The following is a 24,951-nucleotide window of genomic DNA, read 5'->3' as shown; positions in this document are numbered from 1 at the left end:
GGCGGCTTTTTTTGTCCATCATAAAGAACTCCTCGAACAAAATACGAACTTGCCTGAGGAGCTAGAGGAATTTACGAAGTATTTTTAATTGGCTTTGTGTTTTAATGTACCCAGCCACATGAGCCGTCTTACTTCCTTAGGTTTAGTCCTTCTTGTTTCATAATACGATTTATCTGCGCCTTATTATGAAACATAACTAATCCTTATTGGGATTATTATCTTTAAAAAAGGTGGCTTGTAAATTAAGTTAGGTTCGTTCTAAATGAGTATAGAAAAACTACCGTTTAAATGAACTCATCTATTTCTGTATTAAAATTAAACTTGAGTGCGTTATAGTGGTTTAAAAAACTGTTTCAATTAAGTATTGTTTAATTTATTTCAATAAAACGTTTTATTGAACTCACTCTCATTTTCTTATCTTACAAGTAAGGCACACTCTAATGATTGGTGGGAAATAATAAACCAACACCTTTCATATAATTTAAATTCAAACTTTTGATAGCTAACTATCAAAACATCTAGATTTAATTGATAAAACTGTATGTACCGTACTCGATCAATTATAACCAAATCAGAGGCTATCATCAGCCCCAGAAAGATTATAATCCGCCTCTATTTTTGGGCTGTTCCAAAATAGGAACTAATCTTCAAGAAAACAGATCCGACTCGTTCAGAGGAGGCCTACTAAGCAATTATTTATAAGCACGGAGCTTTTCTATTAAATCAGAAAATTAAAATTAACTTTTTCTAATGATTTTGCACATAATTCAGCCTGGTAAATCCATTTATTTCTTATTTTAGAGTTTTTTTGAGATTTAATTTTTCTATCTATAGAATCAATGACAGTTTCTAAACTAAAATTTATATTAAGGTAAGCTCTCATATCTCCAGAAGAATGACAGGGGAATGGATTTATTACCCAATTATTTAAATGATCTTTCATAATTTCGGGAAGTTGCTTTATTTCTGGAATATCATGAGAAAAATCCTCAATTACTTCATCCGCAATAAGAATTCTCGGGAATATAGCTTCTTCGCTTTCTATTTGATAGGCTTTATTTAAAGCGGGACCAAATATTACATTATCCTGATGATATAATTTTCCTATGTAAATCCCACCTCGAATAAGTATCCCTCTTTCCAAGAAAGCCGTAATAAGTTTAGGTAAGTTAGAAAAAATTCGTATTAAATCTGCTGTAGGCATACTCATAACTAGAGAATCAGAAAAGGCTGTAAGCTGAACCTCATATGGATATGGAGATGACTCATTTTCAGGACGAGCATTTTCTCGCTGTTTACGTTGTTGATATTGCGAGCTAATGTTTAAAAATGGATTAAGTAATTTATAGATAATTTCAATAGAACAAGTGTTTATAACCTCTTTCCATCCGAGAATATCAATAAATACGCATGTCCTATTTTCATATGCTATCTCATCCATATACGATCCAAGGGATTAGTTTATTTAAACTAAATTATAGGCGGTCATAGGATAATATCTTGATTAAATAGTTTATTAGCGTTGAGTTCATTCGCTTCACTTTAAGACACCACAGTCTCTGAAGTCTTTACTCCAGTCTAAGCAGTATTCCTCATTAATTTAAGCCAATAAAACTTGGCGGTTTCCCTATTTCTCATAACATAGGGTTAAATTACAGAAACGGGGCAAATACGAACTAGAAATAAGTAGCAGGTAGTATGTAAAACATTATAAAATGCGTTTTCTTTAAACAAAACGAGGTTTTAGATATGCATTGCGATGTAAAAAAATTTCAATACTCTGGTAAGCAAGCATCCAGTATTGGTCTGGTTGACATTACTGCCAGCGTTTATGGAACAACGATGACACTTAATGTTCCATTGGATAAAATAACTGACATAGTTAATTCATTATCCAAAGCTAAAATACCTTTAAAGTCAATTGGATTAGCCAGTATATCAATCCGAACCCCTCTACATGATACCGAGAATATCAAAAGAACTTTAGAAGTATTAGCTAGAGATGGGTTCATAAGTCAAGATTTTGCACAAGAAATAGCAACCAATTATCCTAATGGCCATGGAGGAAAAATGGATTTGAATAATCCATTTAAAGGAACAAATGCTCTTTTAAAGCTGGCCGCATCAAGTATTTTTAATTTAAATGCGCAATTAGAAAAAGAATCGCGCAAAGAAAAGGAAGATAAACAAGAAGATCCTCATTGTGGATTTAAACTTGGGTTATAGGTAAGTCCTTTTAAACTAATCGTATAATAATCATTATGCGATGAGATATACATCAACTCATCGTATAATTCGATTTATTGTGATAGATTATCTTATCAAAATCTAATCGCATAATTAGTAATGGCCAAAAATACCTATATTGAGAACTATATCGACTATCAGAAAACTACTGATAAGTCCCCCATGACATTGTCGTTTGGTTTGAAGCCGTCAATAAAGAAGTAATGCGATTGACTAATATTACACCAACCGATGCACGTCATATGTCTTATCTATCAATCCAAGCAACCCGCTGTTCTTTATTAACAATTCTCTATCCCGAACACCCCTATATTCCATCTTCGAAATATTTCAAAGATAATGACGTTCTTCAATTAAACTTTCATACGGAATATGTAATTCCTTATGTAATTTGACAATTTGAGGCAGAGTTAAGTTACGCTTTCTGTTTAAAACATCACTAACCCGACTTTTAGGACCCAAAAAAGCTTCCAAATCCTTTCTTGTTAAATTCAATTGATCCATTAGAAAAAGAATTGCATCGACCGGGTCTGATTGAGGCATTTGATGATGCTTATTTTCATATCCTTCCACAAGCACAAGAAGTACATCGAGCTCATCTCCCTCTGGAGTATCTTGCTCAGCCCCCCAAAGAGCATCAACTCGCTCTAAAGCAATTTTATAATCGCGTTCATTATGAATTGGTCTAATCATTTTCAACCTCCGAAGCATTCACTCGATCATACTCTTTGTGAGTACCAACAAATTTAATAAACATGGCTAGTCTCGGGTAATCCATAGCACAAATAATGCGATAGGAATTACCTTTTATATTAAAAACTATCCTGTTATTAGCAATGATGGATGCATTTCTTAGTGTATCCTTAACATCTTGAGGGGTTTTCCAAGTCTGCTTAGAGCAAAAATGGTACCACTCATTTAAATAAGATTGCATGTGCTCATTGCCAGGCAATTCCCAGTAAGTTTTAAGACGGCTTTTTGCTATTATTCTCATAAATTAATTATATGTTACCAAAATGGTAACGTCAATAACTAATTTAATTCGTCATAGTAAATAAAACGGGGATTTGTTTTACCTCGACCAATGAATCACAAAGGTAACCAAAAACAAATGCATCTTAGTTAAATAATCGAGTTAATTTTTCATAGTTAAAATATCTCAGGCTCTGTTGCAAAAAAGAATCAATTTAAAAAGTATTAAGTTTTTGACGGATCTCAACTGTATAAGCCAAATTGTTCGTTAATGAATGATATTTCCGTCCGAGCTCCATACATCCAGATATTGAACTGTCCTTTTTTAAACATCCGCATGATCTCAAAGCCTTTAATCGTTGCATAAGCGGTTTTCATGGACTGAAATCCACGGACTGGGTTAATAAGACGCTTAAGTTTTCCATGATCTGCTTCCAGGCGATTATTACGGTATTTAATTTGTAAGTGCTGAACGTGTTCAGCAAGTGTTCCCTCCTGTTTTAACTTTTTAATCGCTTGACCATAAGCTGGATTTTTATCCGTATTAATCACTCCAATATCACAAGTCGGATTACCCTTTATTAGTTTTTTAAGAAACCGTTTAGCCGCAATGGTATTACGTCGGTGTGATAGATAAAAATCAATCGTATTGCCTCGTTCATCAATGGCACGATACAGATACTTCCATTCGCCTTTTATCTTGATGTACGTTTCATCCAAGTGCCAACGCCGCGAATAACGCTTTTTATGCCATTCCAGTCGCGTTTTTAATTCCGGGGCATAATGCTGAACCCAGCGGTACAGGGTTGTATGGTTTATTTCGAGGCCACGCTCAGCAATCATTTCTTCCAAATCACGATAGCTGATCCCATATTTACAGTACCAGCGAACACATTGCAGAATTACTTCACCATGAAAGTGACGCCACTTAAAGGCCGCTGGTTTCGTTGAACGCATCTGGGATTCCGTTTGATATTTTTACCTTCAAGTATAAACTATCGTTCGTTTTTGCAACGGAGCCCTATTTTGAGCGGTCTATGTCGCTTTTTCCCCGTTCCTGTAATTTAAGCCAAACATTGTCAGAATGGTAGGTGTTGGGATTATAAGCATTATAATACATGGAATAGATAGTATTGTTATTAGCTTAGATTGGTTCCCTAATTTTTCAAAAACGCGTGCTTTTTGAAAAATTAGGAGTAAAAATACGCCATCTATACGCTTTGAATACCAAATTATGTTAAGTCTGCGCTTCTATCATCATTGCTATAATAATCTGGTTGACAATAATTAATTCAGGATGAGAGTATTACCCGCTATTTTTTGTGGGTGTAATTTATGTACAATGATTCGGAAGTTCAGGCACAAGTAGAAAAAATAAAACAATTTGCAGTTACAGGTAGAAAGATGTTTGGGGTAGCTGCATTTTTCGAACGTAAATGCACTGATTACTATAATGCAATAGATAGAATAGAGGAGTCACTCTTTAAATATTTTAATCAAAACATGGTAGATACTTTGTCTGAGGAACGATTGCCCTTTGACATACACCATGTTTTTTTACTAATACGCTCCAAGCTTAATGAGAACACGAAATCCTTTTTTATCAAAAATGTAGATAAATGTATTATAAACGAGAGTTATTCGTTCCAAATATCCAAAGAAGGTTTTGATTTTATCCCTCCACTAAAAGATTATTCTCCTAAGGTTCAAGAGTTTATGCAGCAATTTGCTTATGCTGTAACTCTATACCAGGTGTGTTTAGGCGTGGCTGTTATTTATGAGGAGCTTGCAGAGCGTTTGCAGATCACACAATATAAAGAAATGATTAACGGTATGAATGAAATTGTTCGAAAAGTTAATGCAGTAAAAAATGGAGAAGAGTCATACGCGCAAAAAAACGTACTACTTGGGATGTTATTTAAGCAAGCAACAGATATAGATACGAAGATTAGTAATTTAATTGCTGCACAAAAGAGTGATGCTGATTTTTATAGTGAAAAAATAAGTCAACTAATTAACCTACTTAATTTGGGCGTTGTCTGTTTGCAGGGAGCTTATCAGCAATTCCCTAATAAGAGTCTTTTATCATGGCTGGTTCGGGATACTAATTGGCATCGTTTACTCAAGACCATTTCTTTTTATTTATATTCTAACCAATATAGTTTTAATTCAGTAATCGATGGAACACATAAAGAAATACAGCAGCATATTGCGACATTCTCAGGGCTTAAAATTGAGTTTCTGGGAAAAGTTAATTCATTGGTTCATGAAGAAATCTTTAAAATAAGGGTGCAAGGAAGTTCATTAAATCATCCGCTTCCTATATATAAAGAGTCTTCCGAGATCTTGCGAGCGCTTTATATTGCTCCTTCTCATGGTAAACCTGCCGAGGAAATGAAAACAAAATCCCCCTCTATTGATTCTTCAGAAAATAGCAAACAAACGCCACAACATCCGCGTATCTCAGAAGGGATAAGTATAAAAGCGTTGCAGCAATATCCTTCTTATACTTGGTATCGCATTTTAAATAATGGCCAACCAACATCCATGCCTTCGGAGAGTAGTCTGGTACCGAAGAGATAACCTGGGGAGGTTAGGGCTCTTCTGATAAGATATGTTAACACTTATTGTCAGAAGACCTTACCTTGAACAGAGTAGGGCTGGTTAGACCTAATTGGGGGTTTATCCAGATAGCACTGGTTTGTCCTGATTTATCTCTTCATTCCTTATAGAATAAGGGTTTTGGGTATCGTCACCACCGTTAAAACTGATTAGTAAATTCTAATAATTCCGTTAATATAAACAAGTGCATCGCTTGTGGAAAAATAAAATTTCCACACAAGCTAATATGCTGCCAAGCAACGGTGCCCATCGTTTAACTTGATTGACTAACTGCACATCATCAGCAATTTCACATTGTAGTAATAGGGCTTTTCCGCATATCCAGCCTTAACTGGCAATGGTTAGTGTTCTTGGATTGTTTTAAATCCAATATGAGTGCATTTAATTCAAAGTATTTAATGTTCTTTCAAAAATAAATGCTCAATTACCTGCTGCGGAGGATACGTATTTAAAATATAACATTATGATAAATAGTTACTTTTTATTCATCATTGCCAGTTAAGGCTGGATATGCGGAAAAACCCCATTTAGCGTTGATTAATTCATCATTTGCTTTGACTTGACTATTTACATCTACCATTTTTTCTTGATATTCAGTAAATGCTTTTTTCATCGTTTCGTTATGGATATGTGCATATCGTGCTGTCATTTCAGGTGATTCATGTCCTAAATAATGTTGAACCATTACCTGAGGAACCCCTGCATTAATCATTTGTGTGCCAATGGTATGACGAAATTGATGAGAACTAAATTTCCATATAACACCATTGGTGTCTTTAATGCCATATTCTACAGCCAAGCTGTTTAAAGAACGATTTATATGACATGCTGAGACGGTAGGGGACTTGGATTGACTTTGGCTAGGGAAGAGATACTTCGATACCTCATCATTTAAAACTAAATTTTGCTGAGCTTTTATTGCAATTATGCATTCTTTTGAAATAGGAATTAAACGAACTCGCTTTAATTTCTGCTCATTTACTCGCAGCAATAAATCACCATCACCATCTTCTTCTAAGCAATCAAAACTTAGAGAGCATACTTCACTAATTCTACGTCCCGTCTCCATTAAAATAATAATGAAATGCTGCATCCATTCGGGAAAGTTATGAAGATGCCGCTTTAGCTGCCTCAATACATATTCGCTAATATATTTAGGAGCTTTGTTAATATCCCTGGGGAGATCGCTATTATAGATAATTGGTTTTTCTGGCCAATCAAGCCAACCCTCAAGTAAAACAATTTGATGAAATACTCTCAAATTAATTAAAGTGATTCCCCTGGTCATGGGTTTCAAATTCTTCGTTGATAGATACTGCATTAAGCCTACGATATGAGAGCGATTTATATTGCTTGGTGCAAAAGAGCCTTCAATAGTTTGTAGGTACTCATCAAAATGATTAAAACTTCTTATATAGCCTCTACAAGTTGCAAAGCTGCGAGTCGCAGCTTGAAGTCTTACAAATTTTTTAGCTGCCAATTTTAACCACGGAGTAGTGATTTTATTAAACTTCATTGAATAGACAGAATGCGTAACATCAGGGGGAAGACCAATATCAGATGCTAACCATTCATCTTTATCTAACAATTCATCGTGAATTATGGGTTGAATTTGATTCAATAACGGGGGGTTCATCAATTTTTCTCCTTATTAGAGAGAAATTGTTTAAATGCTTGTTTCATCTGTTTGGTATCTATATGTGTATAAATATCAATAGTAGTTTGAATACTTGCATGGCCTAAACGCTTCTGAATGAGAGACATTTCCCAGCCTGACCTGAGTAAATCAGAGGCATGGGAATGGCGTAACATATGAGGGCGAACGTATAAATTGCATTTTCGACTTAGAGTAACAAATAACTTTTTAACTACGGAATAATTCAGCGCGTCATATGTTGTAAGATTTATAAACACATATTCGGCGAGTTTATTTTGATCAAGAGTACTAACGTAATCACTATATAAGCCCATTAGTTCATTAGGAACTTGTATTACATTAGGCATAATGGTTTTATTCCTAACACCATTTAAGTTATTAGAACGATATCTAATATGAATCTCATTATTCCAACAAATGATATCCTCATGCCTTAAAGCTAAGGCTTGGCCTATACGAATGCCTGTTTCATATAATAAGCAAACAAGAAATTGATCTCGGTAATTGGTTTAATTGGTAAGTGATTGTCATCAAGAACTATCCATGTGACATCATAAGAATTCAGTTTAATTTTTTGTACTTTCATAAATACCTCAATGAAGAATGCGGATATACGCTTAATTTCTATCATTGAATACTATGAATACTATAGTTTATTAAGGTCTGATTATCGAAGTAATCAGACTTAGAAAAATACCCTGCCTCTCAATATCAGAATATCTTGCGCAGCAATATTAATAATCTCGATGAGCAGTTACCGTTTTAACCTTCATAAAAACCTCAAACCCACATGCGTGCGCATAATTTTGTATGGTTTTCCAGCTCGGGTTACTATTCCCCTTCTCTAATCTTGATATGTTCCCTTTTTGAGTTCCCATTCGCTTTGCTATTTCCTCTTGAGTTAAACCAGATTTTTTTCTCATAGTGAGCAATGTATCAATTAATGCAAACTCGGACTCTAATAAGTCATATTCTGCTTTTACTTCAGAATTTTTAAATGCTTTATCTTTTAGGTTTTGAATGCTCATGATCAACCTCTGCTTTTCTCTTTTTTGCTAAATCTAACTCAAATTTAGGTGTTTTATTGCTCTTTTTAATAAAGGCATGCAAGACCATAATATGCTTACCTTTCATATAACAATATAATGACCTGCCTATTCCTTCTTGTGCTTTGGCCCGAATTTCAAAAAGACCATCTCCCATCGATTCTGTGTGAGGAGGTCCAAGATTTGCTCCATGGATTTCAATTAGCTCTAATAACTTAATCATACGAGCTTGAATCTTTGACGGCATATTTAATATAGCCTCTTCAACAGATTCATTATAAAACCGGCTAATCAGTCTGATGAGCCCGTCATTGTGGCATTGCAGGAATCATCTGAACGTTATCCCGCGTATGGTTTTAGTAGGGGTTTTATCCAGATAGCACTGGTTTGTCCTGATTTATCTCTTCATTCCTTATAGAATAAGGGTTTTGGGTATCGTCACCACCGTTAAAACTGATTAGTAAATTCTAATAATTCCGTTAATATAAACAAGTGCATCGCTTGTGGAAAAATAAAATTTCCACACAAGCTAATATGCTGCCAAGCAACGGTGCCCATCGTTTAACTTGATTGACTAACTGCACATCATCAGCAATTTCACATTGTAGTAATAGGCAATGTCTAAGACCTTAAGGGTTTAACAGGTGAGTCAGGACAAACCAGTGCTATCTGGATAAAACCCTATTAGTGTATAACACTCCAACTTTTTTTCCTGAAAGTTCATTTCTGAGCATTTTTTTCTTTCTAAGTAATAAGTTAAGTAGCTTCCGCTCAGCGTTCCTGCTAATGTACATATGCCTGTAATAAGGCTGCCAATATACTCACCCATTTATTTTCCTTCAATATGTATGATGTCGAATGATTAATGTTTTAATACCAAGGCGCGCGATCTTGCTCTAATAGCGTTACGTTATTTAATTATGCATAAATTTATGAAGCTCTTCACGGTATTCTGGCCATAGTAGTTTTTCTTCTTCCTCTGAGATATCTTTAATGATTTCGTATCTATGATAAAGCGCTAAAAGATTATCTACGTTAATGTACACATCCTTTACAGCATGGAAAAAAGCATCAATCCTTGTAGAGTTTTTTATTTTATGGGCTTGGGGGTAGAGAACTAAGGGGTAACACGTATGAGTATGATCTATATAAACCGCTCCCAATTCCTCTAAAATCTCCAACGGGTAGTATTCCATTAAAAGAATAGGATCATCTTCTCCAAAAAAGTTGAATTTTAAAATGTATTGTTCAAATTCATTAACAGCATGATTAAAGTTATATATCTCTTCCTTAGTCTCGTCCAGAGATTGGGAATGTAAATAAAATTCAAAAAATGCAATGGAAATTAGTGTTCTATAGCAAGGGGCATTTGGATATATATCACAGTTTATGTACTCACATTTATTAAATCCTTTTAATATTGACATTATTTTTCTCCATGAAGAGAACAAATCTAGTTTTTGGCTACTTGGCTTTGAAAATCGTTAGGAAAGGTGCTAATGATTACGCATAATATTTTCAATAGCCACATTTATAATAATAGGATTTTATTAATCGAAAGTAAAAAAGAAACAAGGAGGATCCAAAAAAGGGAAAAGAAGGAAAACAAGTTTTCCAACATGCAATAACTTCTGGTTGAATGAAATCTGCTTTATTTAGGCTAGAGTCGTCGTTCTTAAAGGCTTGCTTTAAAAATGAGAAATTTCTTACAGACTAAGGCACAGGATGGTCAATTTTATACTTTTTCTATAATTAAACCGTTTGGTGCAGCTACTGAATGTTGACAGGATGTCACGCTTGAATTTGTGAGAATTTTAAGGAGTGGTAGTTAGGGTTTTTCCGCATATCCAGCCTTAACTGGCAATGATCAATAAAAAGTAATTAATTATCACAAGTTAGATTTTAAATACGTATAATCCGCAGCAGGTAATTGAGCATTTATTTTTAAAAGAACATTAAATATTTTGGCTTAAATAGACTCACATGGAATTTAAAACAATCTAAAAACACTAATCATTGCCAGTTAAGGCTGGATATGCGGAAAAACCCAAGTCCTGTAAATAAATCATTCTAGTCCAAAAGTTTAATTGACGATGCTGTTAGCAGGATAAGGACTCAAATGTTGACCTTTTTATGCATTCAATGTACAATCATTTGATTTTTTGGACAATATCATGAAATATCTAACCCCTAAATTTTTTGAGCCTATACAGTCAAATCTTGGGCCTGTTTTAAAATTTTGCGACAAGCGTGAGCTTTCTTATTTGGGTTTGAGTTGTCGTTTCTTTAATCAATACCTTAATTATGATTATCCACATATTAAACAAAATGCACCTTATCCATTTAGAAATTATAATAAGCCCTCTAAGACCACGAGCAAATTTGAAATCGATAATGTTGATAACATTTTGATTTTACCAGACAACCGATTGGCCTTAAGCGCAAAACGCAATTTAATTATTCTTGATATAGAAAGCAATCAATATATAACATCAAAATGGCAACCATACAGAGTTTCTAGCCTTGCTAAAATATCCGCTAATACAATTATTTCCCAATCATATGGTGGTTATATAGATGTCTGGGATATCTCAGAATTTCGACATATTAAATCCTTAACTAATGAACCTAATAAGTTTATAAGTGGTATTACTGTCTTATCACAGGAGCTTGTTGCATTGCTTCGTGATCAGAAAATCGAAATTTGGAATTTAGAAACAGGAAAATGTGTAAAAGAATTTGACGGTTGGGGATGGTATGCTCCAACCGGTTTAGAGAAATTGCCGGATGGCCGTTTAATAGCAGGCTCATTCCACGGGGACATAGGTATTTGGGATATAGAAAAAGGTGAATGTGTTGAAAAGTTATCAGGGCATAAGGGAGCTATTAATTGCTTGAAAGTGTTGCCAAATGGGGATCTTATTTCTGGTGCAGATGATAATACTATTAGAATCTGGGATGTAAAAAAGAGTAAAACGATAAGAGAGTTAAAAGGGCATACAGGACCTATTACTAGTGTAGAAGAATTACCAAATAGATGTTTAATTTCCAGTGCATATGATGGAACAATAAAAATTTGGAATACCGATGATGGCAGTTTTTTTGATTTGGTGAAAACAAAGAAACCGTATATTGGCCAAATTAAAGTACTTCCCCAAGGTAATATTATTGTAGCCTTTGAGAATACATTAGAAATTTATCATTTTCCTTTTTTGGAGATGAAAAGCTCTTCTGTTTTGGAACCTAATGTAAAATCAATTTGTAATATGATGTGATAAAATAAAACTTTTACTGGGCTAGACTAAAGATTTGGGTCAAAGCATAAATTAAGTTCCTATTGGTATTTTTTGTGAAGAGGCCGTCAACATCCCCCAACGTCAATGTCCATTAATTTATAACAGCATGGACAGTCAAAAAACGCCTGGGGTTCTAGGCGTAAACCGTCCAAATTTCCGGAATATTTGTTATCGCATTGAGTTTTATTCAGGTTTATGACTAATTCGGGACTTTTTAATAGTTCTATACACGCAATCTACGTTTATTTATATAAGTATTCAACGCAATATGGCTGGTGTAACCTAATAGGGGTTCTGTGGAAGAACCCCCAAAAGTGTTCGTTCTGAATTAAACAGTCTTCAAGAAATATTGCCGTAAGTGCTTTTCCATCGCATTAACCATTGCAGCTACATCAATCTCACCGTTGCTTTTTTTAAAATTATATTTGCCAGTAAAGACAATATGCGCCCAGGCAATAGGGGAAATTCTGGCAAATTCTTCAATAATCTCTTGGCTAACTCTTTCTTTAAGCATCTTCTCATAAATAGTGTTTAAAATAATGGCATTGTAAGCAATGATACAATTTGCTACGAGACGAACGGCATGTGAGTTCACTTGATTGTCTATCATTTTCCTTCCTTTAAAAACACCACGATATATTTTCCTGATTAATCCTTGCAATTGGTGGTATCCTTCAGTTCGGTTTCTCGCAGTTCGTAATGCTTTTCGAAGAGCCATGTTATCGATTAAATTCAATACATGGGTGCTTTTGAATATTGCATTATACTCAAATAACGCCTTTTTTAATCCGGCATAACGAGCGTAGGAATTGATTTTTCGGACAATGTTCGCCTGTGTGTTTTCTTGAAGAAGTAGCGAAAGCAAGACTCTTAATATACCTCTTTCTTGAGTTTTAATTCGGCTTTTATCAATTATTCCTTTCGGTATAATAATTCCAGTGTAATGATCAGGTTTTTTGACCGAATATAGTTCATTCGTTGTCTCTTTAATGTCTTTAATGCTAGGCACATAACACACAAATAAATTTCCAATCAAATTTATATGCCTCTTAACGAACGATAATTATTATATAAATTAATCCATCATTTCACTTTATATATATAATATAAAATGTATAATTAATATATATATTATAGGTTAAGTGTTTTCTCGCTTATTTATGAGCACATTATGAACAAAACAATTGCATATCTTCGTGCATCGACTGATAAACAAGATTTGAATAATCAAAAACTGGAAATATATGAATTCGCCAAGAAAAATAAAATTGAAATTGATGATTTTATTCAGATGACGATATCCAGTAGGAAAAATATAAAAGAGCGTCGCATCGATGAAATGGTTGAGGCTTTGGATGGAGCGGGAACATTAATAGTTACTGAGTTGAGTCGTTTAGGACGGAGTACACCAGAAGTAATCGGCTTGGTAAATGAGCTAATAAATAAAGAAGTTCGAGTAATCGCTATAAAACAAAACCTAGATATTAAGCAACATGACATGACATCAAAAGTGATGATAACTTTGTTTTCTCTATTTGCTGAACTTGAAAGAGATCTTATTAGCATAAGAACCAAAGAGGCATTGGCAAGTAAAAAATTACAGGGAATTAGATTAGGCAAGCCGAAGGGAACTATACAGAAAAGTAAATTTGATGAACACATAGATAAAATCAAAGAGCTTTTAAGGCTTGGATTATCAGTAAAAAAAATAGCTACTTTTTTGGGATATACAAGTCATATCGGACTTAACAATTATGTTAAAAAGAGAAAACTTCGTGAATTGGGGAAGAGCTTATGAGTATGAAATATATACGCACGTATTATAAAGTGCCTGCAAAAAGAGGAAAAAAAGTTATTGCTAATGGACAATTAGGGGTAATTACTGGTTCAAGAGGTGCTTATTTAAAAATTCGCTTAGAAGGACAGAAAAATTCATTGCCTTACCATCCTACTTGGGAAATGCAATATATTGATTATATATAATAAAGTTGAGTAAAAAATGAATCTTGATATAGATAGTATGGATATCAATGAGCTAAAAGAGGTAGTAAAAACTCTTGTAATGCTAGTTAACCTAGAAAGTGATCGAATAACTTCGGTTCAGGAACGATTGCTTTCTCTTGAGTTGAAATTGTTAGAGAAAGAGGAAGGCGGAGTAAAGCCCATTAAAATGTGATTTCGAAAATGTAGCTTTGCATGGCAATAAAGTAGCGATAATATTTCTACATCATTGGATGACAAATGTTGTTTTTACAGAGTACTTAAGGATTTAGGACACAACAATGTTGCAGTTTAAGCCTAGCCTTTTTTACATTAAGCAAGAATAGCAAAGATTGCGATTCGATTCTGATTATTTTCACCGGGGATTGGGTTCAATTGGCCATTATTAATGAGTGGCTGCATTAAGTTTAGAAGCCGTCTTCACTAATAAAAGTTCAAAAACTAATCGCATGAATCAAGCCTGATTTCGTGGTAAAGTCTGGCGCTTAAAATTATATGTGGATTAATTCGAAGCTGCTTTGTGAAGTGACATTTATTATTGGATTCATAAACAGAATGCAGAGGCGATTTATACAGGGTACAGAAAGCAATGGCACGTCAAACTATTTCTGACTTTACCAGGGAAGATGACAAGCCCATTTCTGATTTTAAATACATAATAAGGAAGATCAATTTTAATGCAATATACTGTATTAATTAGAAAATTAATTTGGGGGTTGTGTTTGCCATTTCTGCTCATATATATGGCATGGTGCTGTATAAAAGGATTAAATCCTTTTGAAAACTCTCTTTTTTGGATATCAATCTTGTCAATGATACCTATGTTGATATTAAAAGCATATAAATTGCAAGAGAGCGTTATTGAAAATCAAGTAGAGGAATTTAGGGAAATGGGAGCAACTGAATTTTTAAACTTTATGAATGAATTTAAAAAAATCCCATTAGGTTCATTTAGAGCTTCTTACAAAGAAGCTTATCGACAAGAATACCTTAGGCGCTATAACAAAGATATTTTTCATGAAATACCTATGTTTGACTTAAATGGTTGAGTTTTGAAATAGTACGATACATTCGGATTATATCAATTAGATCTAGATATTTTGATAGTCATCTATCAAAAGTTAAAATTTAAATCATATTAGAGGTGCGTGGTTATTATTTCCTACCTATCACAAGAGTGTACTCTATTGATTGTTTATAATATTTCCATGAACCCGCAGGTAATACCTTCCATCCACTATTTTTGAACTCCTCCATGCGATTAGCAATATCGATTCTATCCTTTGCGTCTAGAATCCCACAAATCCACTATTTTTCAGAGTCAAAAGTTAGTTGACGCTTTGCTCCATTCTTTTTCACTTAATTGATTCTGAGGAGAGCCATGCTTCTCAGAAAAAAAAGCAGCTTTTTTCTCTGTAATCGATGAAGCTTGAATGGTAGCTGTCTTAAAGTGATCGACGAGACTATATTCGTCTACGCTCAAAGCCATGAGTAATAACGGCTTATCTACTATAGTTTGCAACCATATATTCCTAATTTTTTCTTTAATATTCCCCATAAAAAATGGTTTGAATTTCTCAATATACTCCTCTATAAATTCAACGAGATTTTGATAATTTGCCCCCACTTTTTTTTCTATATCTTCAGGCCAAAAAATTCCTGCTAAAATCAGGAGCCATGCATGATTTTTCCCGATTTTTTCCGTTTGTATTTTATGTAAAATATTAAATATTAGCTTTGGGTCATTGAGCTTTTTCCCAGTAAACCTTAATAATGAATACTCATTCAATAATCGCCAAGATACCTGCGCATTATCGTTAATAAGTAACATATACAAACCTTGCAAGACACGTGAGGGTGAATGATTGGCTAATAACGCACTACATTGTGCAAAGGCTTCTTCGGCATTTTTTTCAATTGAAAAATCTAAATTTGCTTTTAAACGAACAATTCGCAACATGCGATAGGGGTCAAGAGTAAAACTTTGTACTGGATTGATGTTTGTTCGTAATATTCGGTCATTAAGGTCCCTCAAACCATTGCCGGTAGGGTCTTCTATTTGATTGTTATAAGGATTAAAATATATAGAGTTAATAGATAAATCCCTATGCATAGAATCCTGAAGCAACGAAGTCCCTAAACTGGTATAAACCGTTATACCATTATCAAGTAAAACGGAATAATTTTTTACGTTCGCCTCACCTTCTAATGTCGCGAAATCATAATATTCATTTAATGCTTGATTGATTATTATGCGGACAATTGGTTTTCGCGCACCAATAATTTGAGCTGTGAGTCCTAAATTTCGCGCCAGGTCTGCGACTAATAGATGTTTCGCATCAGAAACCACGTCAATATCATTACTAGGCCTCCCTAAAATAGCATCCCGAACAACTCCTCCAACAAGATAAGGAGTGTAACCTTTTTGTTGAAGCGCATTAAAAATTAATTGCAGCGAAGTGGGAATCAATTTTTTTAATTTCTCTATAAGCTGAGAATTATCTATTTTGTTATTGGGAAAATTTACTTTTATACTAAATTCTGAAGTTTTTTCTGTAGCGGTTTTTGAGATTTTATTATCATCATTTGTTTTAGAAATAATATTCGGCTTTTTAGGATCGGCTTTTTTCATTAAGTGAGTCTTTTTTTTAGCAAGGAAATTGTTCTCTTGTAAAACGACTTCTTCCTTTATTTCCTGTAGATAATCTTTAGGTCTTAGCGATTCTATTGAGTCATGAAGAAAATTAGACCACAAAAGTAAGTCTTTCTCTCTTTCTGATTCATTTATACTTTCCTCAAATCCAATTTGGATTTGTTCAACAGCAAAAGTAAAAATAGAAAATGCTTTTTCTTCTAAAATTGAAGCAAAACGAAAATTCCCTTTTTGAGATTCGAATTTAGACCAGTATTTAAAACAATCCGCAATAGAGGAGTTTATACCTATCTGTTTTATGCGATTATCATATGTAATTTTTTTTTCTTTTAAAACTTCATAGGCGTGAACCGCCTCTTTAAATCGTTTTTTCTCAAATAACTCATATGCAGCATCTTCAGGTGTAATTTTTATTGGCTGCTCATAGAAGTTATTTAAGTTTCCTCTATCACGAACTGTTTTGTTAACTGGTTTAGCCGGTGGAGTCAGGCTTTTTTTAAATAGATTCTTTTTTGTGGATCGTTGTTGTTGAAATTCCTTGAGCAGCTCTCGAGCATGTAATTGTGCTATTTGTACTTGTTGATTGCTTTCCTCCAGACTTTGCTCTAACTGACTCGAGAAATGTTTAATGCGGGCCTTTTTAGGGTGGTCCACAAAATTGTCTGAAATTATTTGATTAACTTCAATTATCTGTTTGCAAAATGCGATAAATGACCTAATTTCATTATATTCTAAAATAGAGAGTTCTTTTAAAAAAGAACCTAAATCCTCGGCAGTATTTGATTGCGTGCATAGCTCATAAAAATCAATTAACTTATCAAGATATTCTATATAGAAATAGCGCAGAAGTGGGTAGTTAGCATTAAAAAAAGCATCATTAATTATGCTTTTTATTTCTATATTTTCATGAGAACGCCAGGGGCGAAAAATGAGCAGAAGGTAATTTTTGGTTAATTCAGTTCCTTGGTCATAGTATTTCCTTAATAAAGGAAAGACCATTTCATTGCGCAAGGTCCCTGAACGTAAATTAATCTCAATTTTCCTAATATCTCGGCCCCAATCTCTGTGGATGTCCATAAAATAATGAAGTACATTCATTAGAACATTGGCTATCCTTTTTTGATTTGCATCAGCTAAAAGCGGTATCATTTTTTTCGCTTCAGCATAATAATCATAGCCATTTTTGAGAAATACTTGATTTCCTGGAGGAAGGAAAATGATCAGGGCACTTTGAATTAGTGAATGGATCTTAATTTCCAAAGTACACTCAGGGTCTTTGATAATATCTTTTTGCAAGACTAGCGACATCCCTTGAATCGACAACGCATTTCCTGATAGCACAAACCGGTTATTTCCAAGTGCATCAATTAAATCCTTCTGCTGACGAATAAAGTTAGCTACCTGATCTTGGAAGGTATACATCTTTCTACTCCAATAAGTTAATTATGTATTTGGGTTCGACAGCAGCTTATTTTTTAAACTGATTTCAACAATCATGAGGTACAAGTTCATCGAAGCTCAAAGAAAAAAACAATTTTATATCGTAAAAATTTATTTAATACCTGGACCCAAAATTTGATCTTGATAAAAATTGCTGAACTTACTCTCCCTTTGTCTTCAATTTACTTCGTATCTCTGGCGCCATGCGCCTGAGAGCCGTTTCCACTTCTCGCTGCGCGTCAAGAATCACCAGCAGCGTTGATTTATAACTAGATGCTCTTTGGCAGAGAATTTAGTGCAAAGAGCTTCAAAATGAACTAGAGTAGGTGGATTTAAATCGGTATATAAGGGTATTCTTTGTATACAGATTTTAAAGCATTAGGCATCGACTTGGCAAAAAATATTTTTAGCGGGCAGCGTCAATTGAATAAATTGTTAGAAAGCGGGATAGAGATGCCGCCATGTATACGGCTTCTTGTTCAGTGCCTTTTGGCCACTTAGCCCTGATATTCTCTGCGCTCTTTCTCCTCATCAATTTATCGGTTTCTAGAACCCATGACGCTGTTTTTGAAGAGCTGCTCTTACCTGTTTTGCTATTACTTATTGTTTTAGGACGGTAGTAACAAAGTTTCTATTTTTTGTTGCATTTTATGCAGCACACGCCAATTTAGGCTGATAACACGCACCCGTTGCTATGTATGATAGCCCAGATAATTCGGGTATTTTTATTGGCCAAAGCGACTGCTGCTTTATTGGTGCCATGCTGAAGCTTTTACGAGCAACCCATTGGTTTTTCGTATCGGCTTTTATCACACTAGCGCGTCACAGTGCGTGCCCCATGGATGATTAACGTTCTAAGGTGACGGTCTCCTCGTTTACTAATTCCTCCTAATCTCACTTTATGGCCACTGGAATGTTGTTTGGGAGTTAACCCAAGCCATGCGGATACTTCACGACCATTTTTAAATACATTAGGGCCAACAATATTGGCCACAATAGCCGAGGCAATCAAGGGCCCAATGCCTTCGATTATTTTCATCACCTCACAACATAAAGGATTATTCATTGCCTGCGCTTTGATTTCCTGAGCGAAAAGGAAACCATTATTGAGTGTTTTAAATTCCTCATAAAGTAAACAAATAAAACATACGTCATACTACTAATTCGGTGCTCATCCAATCGCTCTATCAGGGGACGAACTTGAGGAATACCTTGTGGAAGAATAATTCAGTATTCATTCAATAAACCTCTTATCTGATTAGCCTAAGCAGTTCGTTGTTTCCCTAACAGCTCTCTTACCCGATGCATCATCAATACGTCTTGTTGAGCAGCCGTTTTTAATGTAACACTTTTCATTTCTGGACGCGTGAGCGCCTCCGCTATTCCTGGCGCATCGTCTTTATCATTCTTATTCCCATCACCTAGGGCTTTACAAATTGCGGCGCGATGAGTTTAACCTCATGCCCCAATGATTGAAGTGTCGCGCTCAATGATGGGCACGGAACACGCCTAAATACCAACCAGACATGACGTACAATTGCTCATGACTGAATTCTGCTTAGGCGTTTACTTAATACCTGCTTCCCTGCATCATTAGTTCCATGGAGTTGGAATATATTCTTTGCTAAACCGATACCTTTATTCATGATCCTCCCCTTTTTGAATGACTTGTTAACACATTCACTCTGGCTCATTATGAAGACTCTTTTAAGTCGATGGCTCCATACTATTAACTTAGCTTTCTTAATATTCTATTAATACTACTTTGATACTATTCTTATCTTTATGGTTTTTGGTGAGGGTTGTCATGAGATTTACAGAAAAATATTACCTTGGAAATTTAAAAGACCGAACATTATACGATTTTGCCAGTATGTTTGGGATTGGTAATATTGAGAATTACGTAAAATCTAATGATTTTCAATTAACCACTGAGGATGAACAGCTTGTTACAAAAAATTACCGCTCTCTTTCTCTTACTTACCACCCAGATAAAAATTCTTCCCCAGATAAAAATTCTTTAGAATACACCGAAATATTTAAAATTATCCAAAATGGCTATGGGATTATAATGGATAATACGCAGCGAACGAAGTATTTTCAAGATGTTCAGGCGCTATATGCCTCACAACGACTATCCTCACCGTCATCAACTCTTGTGAAAAAAGCTAGTGATTTAGAAAGACTTTATCAGAATGAATTGATTGCTAAAAATCAGCTTTTGCATACAAATAAATTGCTACTTTCTAAAATTGCGGAGCTTGAAAAGACCAATTCAAAGTTAGTGGCAGAGAGCCCTCAAATAGCACTAGAAGAAAATAAGAGGCTACAGTCTACGATAATAGAAAAGGAAGGAAAAATAAGCGACTTAGAGAAAAGTTTCGAGGTTATGAAAACGGCTAAAGATGCAATGTTTGCACGCTATGACTCGCTATATAAACAACTTCAAAGTTCTTCTGCTTTAAATCAAAGTAAATCAAATACCACCAAAAGAAAACATGAAGAAATGGAGACAGCTCCTAGCAAGTTAAGAGCGACTATCACACAACACCAGGAGCGTATCAAAAAATTAGAACCGGAGGTCAGTGGATTAAAAAAGAAGGTGGAACTTTTAGAAGAAAATGAGCAAGGACTCCTCCAACAAAAACAAATAGCAGAAGAAAAACACACACAATCGCTATTACAATATAAGCAATTAGCAGATGCAAGAAATACTCTTGTTGATGAGTATAATAAATTAAAAGAAGAATACTATAAGTTAAAAGAAACACCTTTAGAGTCGACTAAGCAAAATAAATATACAATGTTTTAGGTCCCGTCATGTATAGCTCCAGCTTAGATGTAAGAGGTACTCTCAATAAGATTGTTAGAATTAGAGAGGGTTAATCTGACTGGATGGCTGTAGATAAATTTGCGTAATTGACTATTAATAGGGGAAAGTTACAAATAATTTTACATGCGGATGAGAAAACGTGAATTTGGCTTTGTTCCATGCCGTGGTCTTTACATATGCTTTGAAATAATTATTAATAGGGCTCCGTTGCATTAAAACCGTGTACAAAATAGTGCTTCTGAATAGATCTCCTTTATTACACAGTTTTATTGCAACGAAGCCCCTAAACTGGTTCTGTCGAAAATTTTATAAAAAGCTGGGGCACCCTTATTTAGGTCGTAGTTATGCTGCAAGCTCATAAAATTGTTTCCAAGCCGGCATATCCCCAGCCATTTCCATCTGTCCTTTTTTAAGCATTCGATGCAACTCAACTCCGGTAATAGTTGCTCTGTGGCTTCAAATGATTTAAACCCAAGCGTATATTTCGTACTATTTTTGATACCACGATGATCGTGCTCTACCATGTTATTGAGATACTTTATGCGTCTTATTTCAATCAGTAAGTGCCAGAATCCATAGATAATAAATAACAGATTATTGATTCGCTCTAAGGCCGCGGTATTGGAACCTGATTTATCAATGTTAACCTTTTGTGGCAGGTCACTAGAGGCAATGGCTTTTTTAAAGAACCTCAGTGCAGCAGGACGAGCTCAGGTTTCTGAAAGCATAAAATGGTATTACCTTCCTTATCAACAGCGCGATAAAGGTAAACCCATTTGCCATTCACCTTAATATACGTCTCATCCATTTTCCAACTACTGCCAACAAGCTTCTTCCTTTTTCTGAATGCTTGCTCCAATTGAGGCGCATAATACACAACCCATTTCTGTACGGTTGAGTGATCTACGTCAGCGCCTCGCTCAGCCATTAGTTCTTCAACATTTCGGTAGCTCAGTGGATAAGCAATCTTCCAGCGTACACCGCCATCAATAGTAAATCTTTTGGAAAATGACGGCCTTCGAAACTAATCATAGTGCACCTTTTTTGTAGTGCAATATAACAAGGATTTTCTATTTTCGACAGAACCTTAAATGCCAACTCAGCGGGTGGGATGGTTCATTACATTGGAGCCCTTCAAATTTTCAACGTTCTGTTATTAGACTGGAGCTGGTTAATTTTGGGCAGCAAGACCCATTTGAGAAGTCATGAAGAATAAGAAATATCTTATATGCAATTAAGACTTTTATGCTGGCGAATCCAAATAGTTTTTCTATAATGAAATCGTTTGGCGCAGCGGCAGGTGACAGGATGTCAGCCATAAGGCCTTATGGTCCCAAGGTGTATTGTCGCTGTGCACAAGCACGACAAGCGAGCCCCTAACTCATTTCTTTATTTAGTCCGTTATGTTCGATTTTTTTATTCCTATTAATGGAACGCGAAAAGAGCCAAATGTTTGACTGGTATCTACTTCGAATTTGAGTAGATAATCAGCTTCTAAGCAAGCTCCTTTTAGAGCCCAATTTTTGGGCAGGAGCTAGCTGCTTTGTTGGAGCGTTGATGCATTTCCAATTCAATGAATAGATGGATATCTAGTTCACTCGGTATGAGGCATTAAATGTCTCTAAAGCAGCACCTGTAGTTTGAGCAACAACCCATCCTTCAGAGGCTTTAGACCCCTCCTTAACGAGAACCGAGTTATAGTATTATTTCTAGAATCCTCTGACATCAGCACAGGATGTCTTAGGGAGAATAACCGGCATCAGGGGCTCCTTGATCTGCTTTTTGGGCAGCCTCAGGGGTCTCCAATACTTCCGTGGTTATATGCATGTAATAAACCGGAAACTCTCACTGTCCAACTAATTCAAATTGCATGCCTTTTGCATCCAGAACTGGGCCCATCACTTAATTACAATCCGCAGATCGTCGAAATCCTCCTTCGGATTCTTTTTATCAGAACTTATTTTTCTTTGAGCATTAACATACTGATCTTCTATTTTACTATATTGCATAGTAAGCCAATTGTAGGTTTCATTGGACATGAAAAAAGTATTAGTATCTTTTTTACAAAAAAAAGGTGTTCTATGGGTGCTGTCCTCGAGTTCTATTTTTGAACGAGGATGAAGAGCCGCCTTAACATAATATTGTACTGATACAGAATTAAACGTTGAGAATTCATTTCCTTTAATAAGTAAAGGCTGAACTTTTTCTTTAGCTGTTTCAATATTATCAATATTAATTGTACCTATTTCGCTCATTAAATTGTCGTCTATTTTGCATGGATTAATATCTTCAATAACAGCTTTTTCACCATTAGGATAGAAAACTAGCATTCCATTAGGTGCTGTAACTTCAATAGTTTCGCTAGTTAATATTACCTGTGAAAGTTCTTCAGCAAATTTTTCTGCATAGGCTTGCTTGCCCTCCCATTCTCTTCCAGTATTGCAGGCCATTAAATTTATTTGATTAACAGTAATTCCTTTTGAATGGTGAATGTTATTAATGTATTTACCTATCGCTGCAGCTAATTGAGCAGGCTTTATACCTGCAACATCATTTGGGTTGCCATGTGAGATAATATTTAATTCAGTAGTTTTATCGTAATTGTCATCCACAACTAACCCATCGATAAAATTAATGATGCCGTGATTATTCGATTTACATAAATAATTAGCATTTCTTTGTAATTCAGCTTTATCATTTCGATTAGGGGTATTAATAATAATAATCATTATGTTGCCTCTCAATAATTTAACAGAAGTAGCATTCATCTGAGCGATTACCCTCATCGCTCACTTATCGCGTGCTTTATGGCTTCAAATTTAAAACTAAATAGTGTAAAAATTTTTCAGCTCACTTAGTGGTTAAGAATAATGTTGTTTGTTTAAGGCTTTTAGTGTGGTTGTCATGTTATAACCTCAAATCTTCACCCATTAGGGTAAATTTAATCCACTAAGATTAAATATTGATTTTATTATGGCTTCGTTAAGGTTTACTTAATTAGCAATGAATTTTGGGAATGGCAGATTATATTCGTTCATAGGAACTATATTACTGGTAGGCACCCTAAAGTTAGCTGTTGCTCTCTAGGGTTGGTCTGGGCGATGACTTTAATTAAAGCGATAGAGTCCGATGTAGAGAAAAGTTAAATTGACGCAGTCCTCTATAAACATTGGGAAGATATTACTGTGGGTATAGATAGAGTATTAGTATTTGTGCCAAATATCGCTACATTGGTAGATCCAGGAGGTCCACCGTTAGTGTAAACAATTTGACAGGGTGTTCCTGGAGGTAAGGATGCGGGGCAATAATTGTTGTAATAAATAGCGTATGGTGGTGGGGCGGATGTATCGAGATTAAGAGCATTAAGGTTACCGGTATTGGTAATTGTGACTGTAACATACTGGCCTGGTCCACTACAATTTGGTCTGTAAGTGAGTATGAAAGAAGTATCCGCGGAAATTGTTGTGTCTGTATTAACTGGACACTGGATTGCGTTTAAATCAAAATAATTTGTATTAGTATTATCTCCTTTTACTATAACTTTAGGAACGTTAAAAGTACTGGCAGTATTAGTATTAAAAGAGATAGTACAGCTGTTATTTGGGAGTAATTTTGTAGGGCAGTTGTTTGTTTGTTTAACGTAGGTTTTATAATTAGCATTGTCTGAAAAAGCCTTAATATTATAAGCATTAATCTTTGAATTATTAGTAATTGAAATTGTGCCCTCAGTAAGTAAGCAAGGTGCTCCAGGCTCACTGATTGTTATGGCACATGTTGCAGCATGATTTTTACAACTAAATACATCCGCATTTTTATTTCTAATACCAATGAGCAACTCAGCTTTTTCAAGATCATAATTACTGGCATTTAAAGAGGTTAGGGGGATTAGGCATAAAACACCTATTTTCTTCATCAAAATTCCTTTTTAGAGCGATATTTACAATTGTAAGAAATGGGGCATCCATTTTATATCATCCTGTAATATCGTCAAGTTGGCTATTTATTCAGGAAAGAAAGAACTTGGTGAGGTTAACGTGATGTTGAACAGATAAAAAATGTTTTTTTAAGAATTTTGTGACTTAGTTTTATAGGAGTTAATCATACATGAAGTTCAATCTCCCGTCGGATGATCCAAGCCATAAAATATCAAAATTTTAATCAATAAGATTTTTTAGCTCTTATAG

20 protein-coding genes and 3 pseudogenes are annotated in these 24,951 nt (G+C 34.9%); 8 read left to right on the top strand and 15 right to left on the bottom strand.

What is annotated here, in order from left to right; translation table 11 throughout:
* Positions 1-718: 718 nt before the first annotated feature.
* Entirely contained in the window at positions 719-1,441 is a 723-nt protein-coding gene (locus tag ACD661_RS11760) for a hypothetical protein (RefSeq protein WP_400188055.1), read from the bottom strand.
* A gap of 308 nt (positions 1,442-1,749) precedes the next feature.
* Here ACD661_RS11760 and ACD661_RS11755 point away from each other — a divergent pair, with 308 nt between their 5' ends.
* Positions 1,750-2,226 (top strand): hypothetical protein, encoded by a 477-nt coding sequence (locus ACD661_RS11755; protein WP_400188054.1) that lies wholly within the window; start codon positions 1,750-1,752, stop codon positions 2,224-2,226.
* Positions 2,227-2,577: 351 nt separating this feature from the next.
* Here ACD661_RS11755 and ACD661_RS11750 read toward each other — a convergent pair whose 3' ends face one another.
* The 3 genes from ACD661_RS11750 to ACD661_RS11740 form a co-directional block, all read right to left on the bottom strand.
* A complete protein-coding gene (locus tag ACD661_RS11750) occupies positions 2,578-2,940 on the bottom strand; it encodes a helix-turn-helix domain-containing protein (protein ID WP_400188053.1) in 363 nt (120 codons plus the stop codon).
* Complete coding sequence (locus tag ACD661_RS11745) at positions 2,933-3,241, bottom strand: type II toxin-antitoxin system HigB family toxin (protein WP_400188052.1); 309 nt, start codon at positions 3,239-3,241, stop codon at positions 2,933-2,935. Before ACD661_RS11745 ends, ACD661_RS11750 begins: the two co-directional genes overlap by 8 nt.
* 221 nt (positions 3,242-3,462) lie before the next feature.
* Positions 3,463-4,176, bottom strand: coding sequence for an IS6 family transposase (locus ACD661_RS11740; RefSeq protein ID WP_400188051.1), 714 nt, complete (start codon positions 4,174-4,176; stop codon positions 3,463-3,465).
* A 378-nt stretch (positions 4,177-4,554) separates the two neighbouring features.
* Here ACD661_RS11740 and ACD661_RS11735 point away from each other — a divergent pair, with 378 nt between their 5' ends.
* A complete protein-coding gene (locus ACD661_RS11735) occupies positions 4,555-5,802 on the top strand; it encodes a hypothetical protein (RefSeq protein WP_400188050.1) in 1,248 nt (415 codons plus the stop codon).
* Positions 5,803-6,322: 520 nt separating this feature from the next.
* Here ACD661_RS11735 and ACD661_RS11730 read toward each other — a convergent pair.
* From ACD661_RS11730 to ACD661_RS11710, 5 genes and pseudogenes are all read right to left on the bottom strand, one after another.
* Entirely contained in the window at positions 6,323-7,462 is a 1,140-nt protein-coding gene (locus ACD661_RS11730; RefSeq protein ID WP_400188049.1) for a tyrosine-type recombinase/integrase, read from the bottom strand.
* 14 nt (positions 7,463-7,476) lie between these two features.
* Positions 7,477-7,989, bottom strand: a pseudogene (locus tag ACD661_RS11725) (tyrosine-type recombinase/integrase); the annotation flags it as partial.
* Positions 7,990-8,232: 243 nt separating this feature from the next.
* Positions 8,233-8,526 (bottom strand): helix-turn-helix domain-containing protein, encoded by a 294-nt coding sequence (locus ACD661_RS11720; RefSeq protein ID WP_400188048.1) that lies wholly within the window; start codon positions 8,524-8,526, stop codon positions 8,233-8,235.
* Positions 8,501-8,791 (bottom strand): type II toxin-antitoxin system RelE/ParE family toxin, encoded by a 291-nt coding sequence (locus ACD661_RS11715; RefSeq protein ID WP_400188047.1) that lies wholly within the window; start codon positions 8,789-8,791, stop codon positions 8,501-8,503. The genes ACD661_RS11720 and ACD661_RS11715 overlap by 26 nt, the downstream gene beginning before the upstream one ends.
* Positions 8,792-9,458: 667 nt before the next feature.
* Entirely contained in the window at positions 9,459-9,971 is a 513-nt protein-coding gene (locus ACD661_RS11710) for a hypothetical protein (protein ID WP_400188046.1), read from the bottom strand.
* A gap of 747 nt (positions 9,972-10,718) precedes the next feature.
* Between ACD661_RS11710 and ACD661_RS11705 the strand changes: the two genes are divergently transcribed.
* Entirely contained in the window at positions 10,719-11,819 is a 1,101-nt protein-coding gene (locus ACD661_RS11705; protein ID WP_400188045.1) for a WD40 repeat domain-containing protein, read from the top strand.
* 349 nt (positions 11,820-12,168) lie between these two features.
* Here the strand turns inward: ACD661_RS11705 and ACD661_RS11700 are convergent, their stop codons facing one another.
* Positions 12,169-12,876, bottom strand: coding sequence for a Tn3 family transposase (locus ACD661_RS11700; RefSeq protein ID WP_400188044.1), 708 nt, complete (start codon positions 12,874-12,876; stop codon positions 12,169-12,171).
* 135 nt (positions 12,877-13,011) lie between these two features.
* Between ACD661_RS11700 and ACD661_RS11695 the strand changes: the two genes are divergently transcribed.
* The 4 genes from ACD661_RS11695 to ACD661_RS11680 all read left to right on the top strand — a co-directional run bounded on the left by ACD661_RS11695 (position 13,012) and on the right by ACD661_RS11680 (position 14,890).
* On the top strand, positions 13,012-13,638 hold the full coding sequence (locus ACD661_RS11695; RefSeq protein WP_400188043.1) for a recombinase family protein: 627 nt from the start codon (positions 13,012-13,014) through the stop codon (positions 13,636-13,638).
* Positions 13,635-13,823 (top strand): hypothetical protein, encoded by a 189-nt coding sequence (locus ACD661_RS11690; RefSeq protein ID WP_400188042.1) that lies wholly within the window; start codon positions 13,635-13,637, stop codon positions 13,821-13,823. The genes ACD661_RS11695 and ACD661_RS11690 overlap by 4 nt, the downstream gene beginning before the upstream one ends.
* A gap of 16 nt (positions 13,824-13,839) precedes the next feature.
* Complete coding sequence (locus tag ACD661_RS11685; protein ID WP_400188041.1) at positions 13,840-14,016, top strand: hypothetical protein; 177 nt, start codon at positions 13,840-13,842, stop codon at positions 14,014-14,016.
* A 502-nt stretch (positions 14,017-14,518) separates the two neighbouring features.
* Complete coding sequence (locus ACD661_RS11680) at positions 14,519-14,890, top strand: hypothetical protein (protein ID WP_400188040.1); 372 nt, start codon at positions 14,519-14,521, stop codon at positions 14,888-14,890.
* Between the two features lie 272 nt (positions 14,891-15,162).
* Here ACD661_RS11680 and ACD661_RS11675 read toward each other — a convergent pair whose 3' ends face one another.
* Entirely contained in the window at positions 15,163-17,916 is a 2,754-nt protein-coding gene (locus ACD661_RS11675; protein ID WP_400188039.1) for a tRNA nucleotidyltransferase/poly(A) polymerase-related protein, read from the bottom strand.
* 841 nt (positions 17,917-18,757) lie between these two features.
* Positions 18,758-18,973: pseudogene (locus tag ACD661_RS11670) on the bottom strand (transposase); the annotation flags it as partial.
* Positions 18,974-19,741: 768 nt separating this feature from the next.
* On the opposite strand from ACD661_RS11670, the gene ACD661_RS11665 reads away from it, so the two are divergent.
* A complete protein-coding gene (locus ACD661_RS11665; protein ID WP_400188037.1) occupies positions 19,742-20,746 on the top strand; it encodes a DnaJ domain-containing protein in 1,005 nt (334 codons plus the stop codon).
* A 363-nt stretch (positions 20,747-21,109) separates the two neighbouring features.
* On the opposite strand, the pseudogene ACD661_RS11660 reads toward ACD661_RS11665, so the two are convergent.
* The 3 genes and pseudogenes from ACD661_RS11660 to ACD661_RS11650 all read right to left on the bottom strand — a co-directional run bounded on the left by ACD661_RS11660 (position 21,110) and on the right by ACD661_RS11650 (position 24,680).
* A pseudogene (locus tag ACD661_RS11660) lies at positions 21,110-21,799 on the bottom strand (IS6 family transposase).
* A gap of 866 nt (positions 21,800-22,665) precedes the next feature.
* Positions 22,666-23,535 (bottom strand): hypothetical protein, encoded by an 870-nt coding sequence (locus ACD661_RS11655; protein ID WP_400188036.1) that lies wholly within the window; start codon positions 23,533-23,535, stop codon positions 22,666-22,668.
* Between the two features lie 392 nt (positions 23,536-23,927).
* Positions 23,928-24,680: a hypothetical protein gene (locus tag ACD661_RS11650; protein ID WP_400188035.1), complete on the bottom strand. Its 753-nt coding sequence runs from the start codon at positions 24,678-24,680 to the stop codon at positions 23,928-23,930.
* Positions 24,681-24,951: the final 271 nt, after the last annotated feature.

It is taken from the genome of Legionella lytica (genome assembly GCF_044626755.1).
Lineage (GTDB): Bacteria > Pseudomonadota > Gammaproteobacteria > Legionellales > Legionellaceae > Legionella > Legionella lytica_A.
This window is presented reverse-complemented; position numbering and strand designations above follow the sequence as displayed.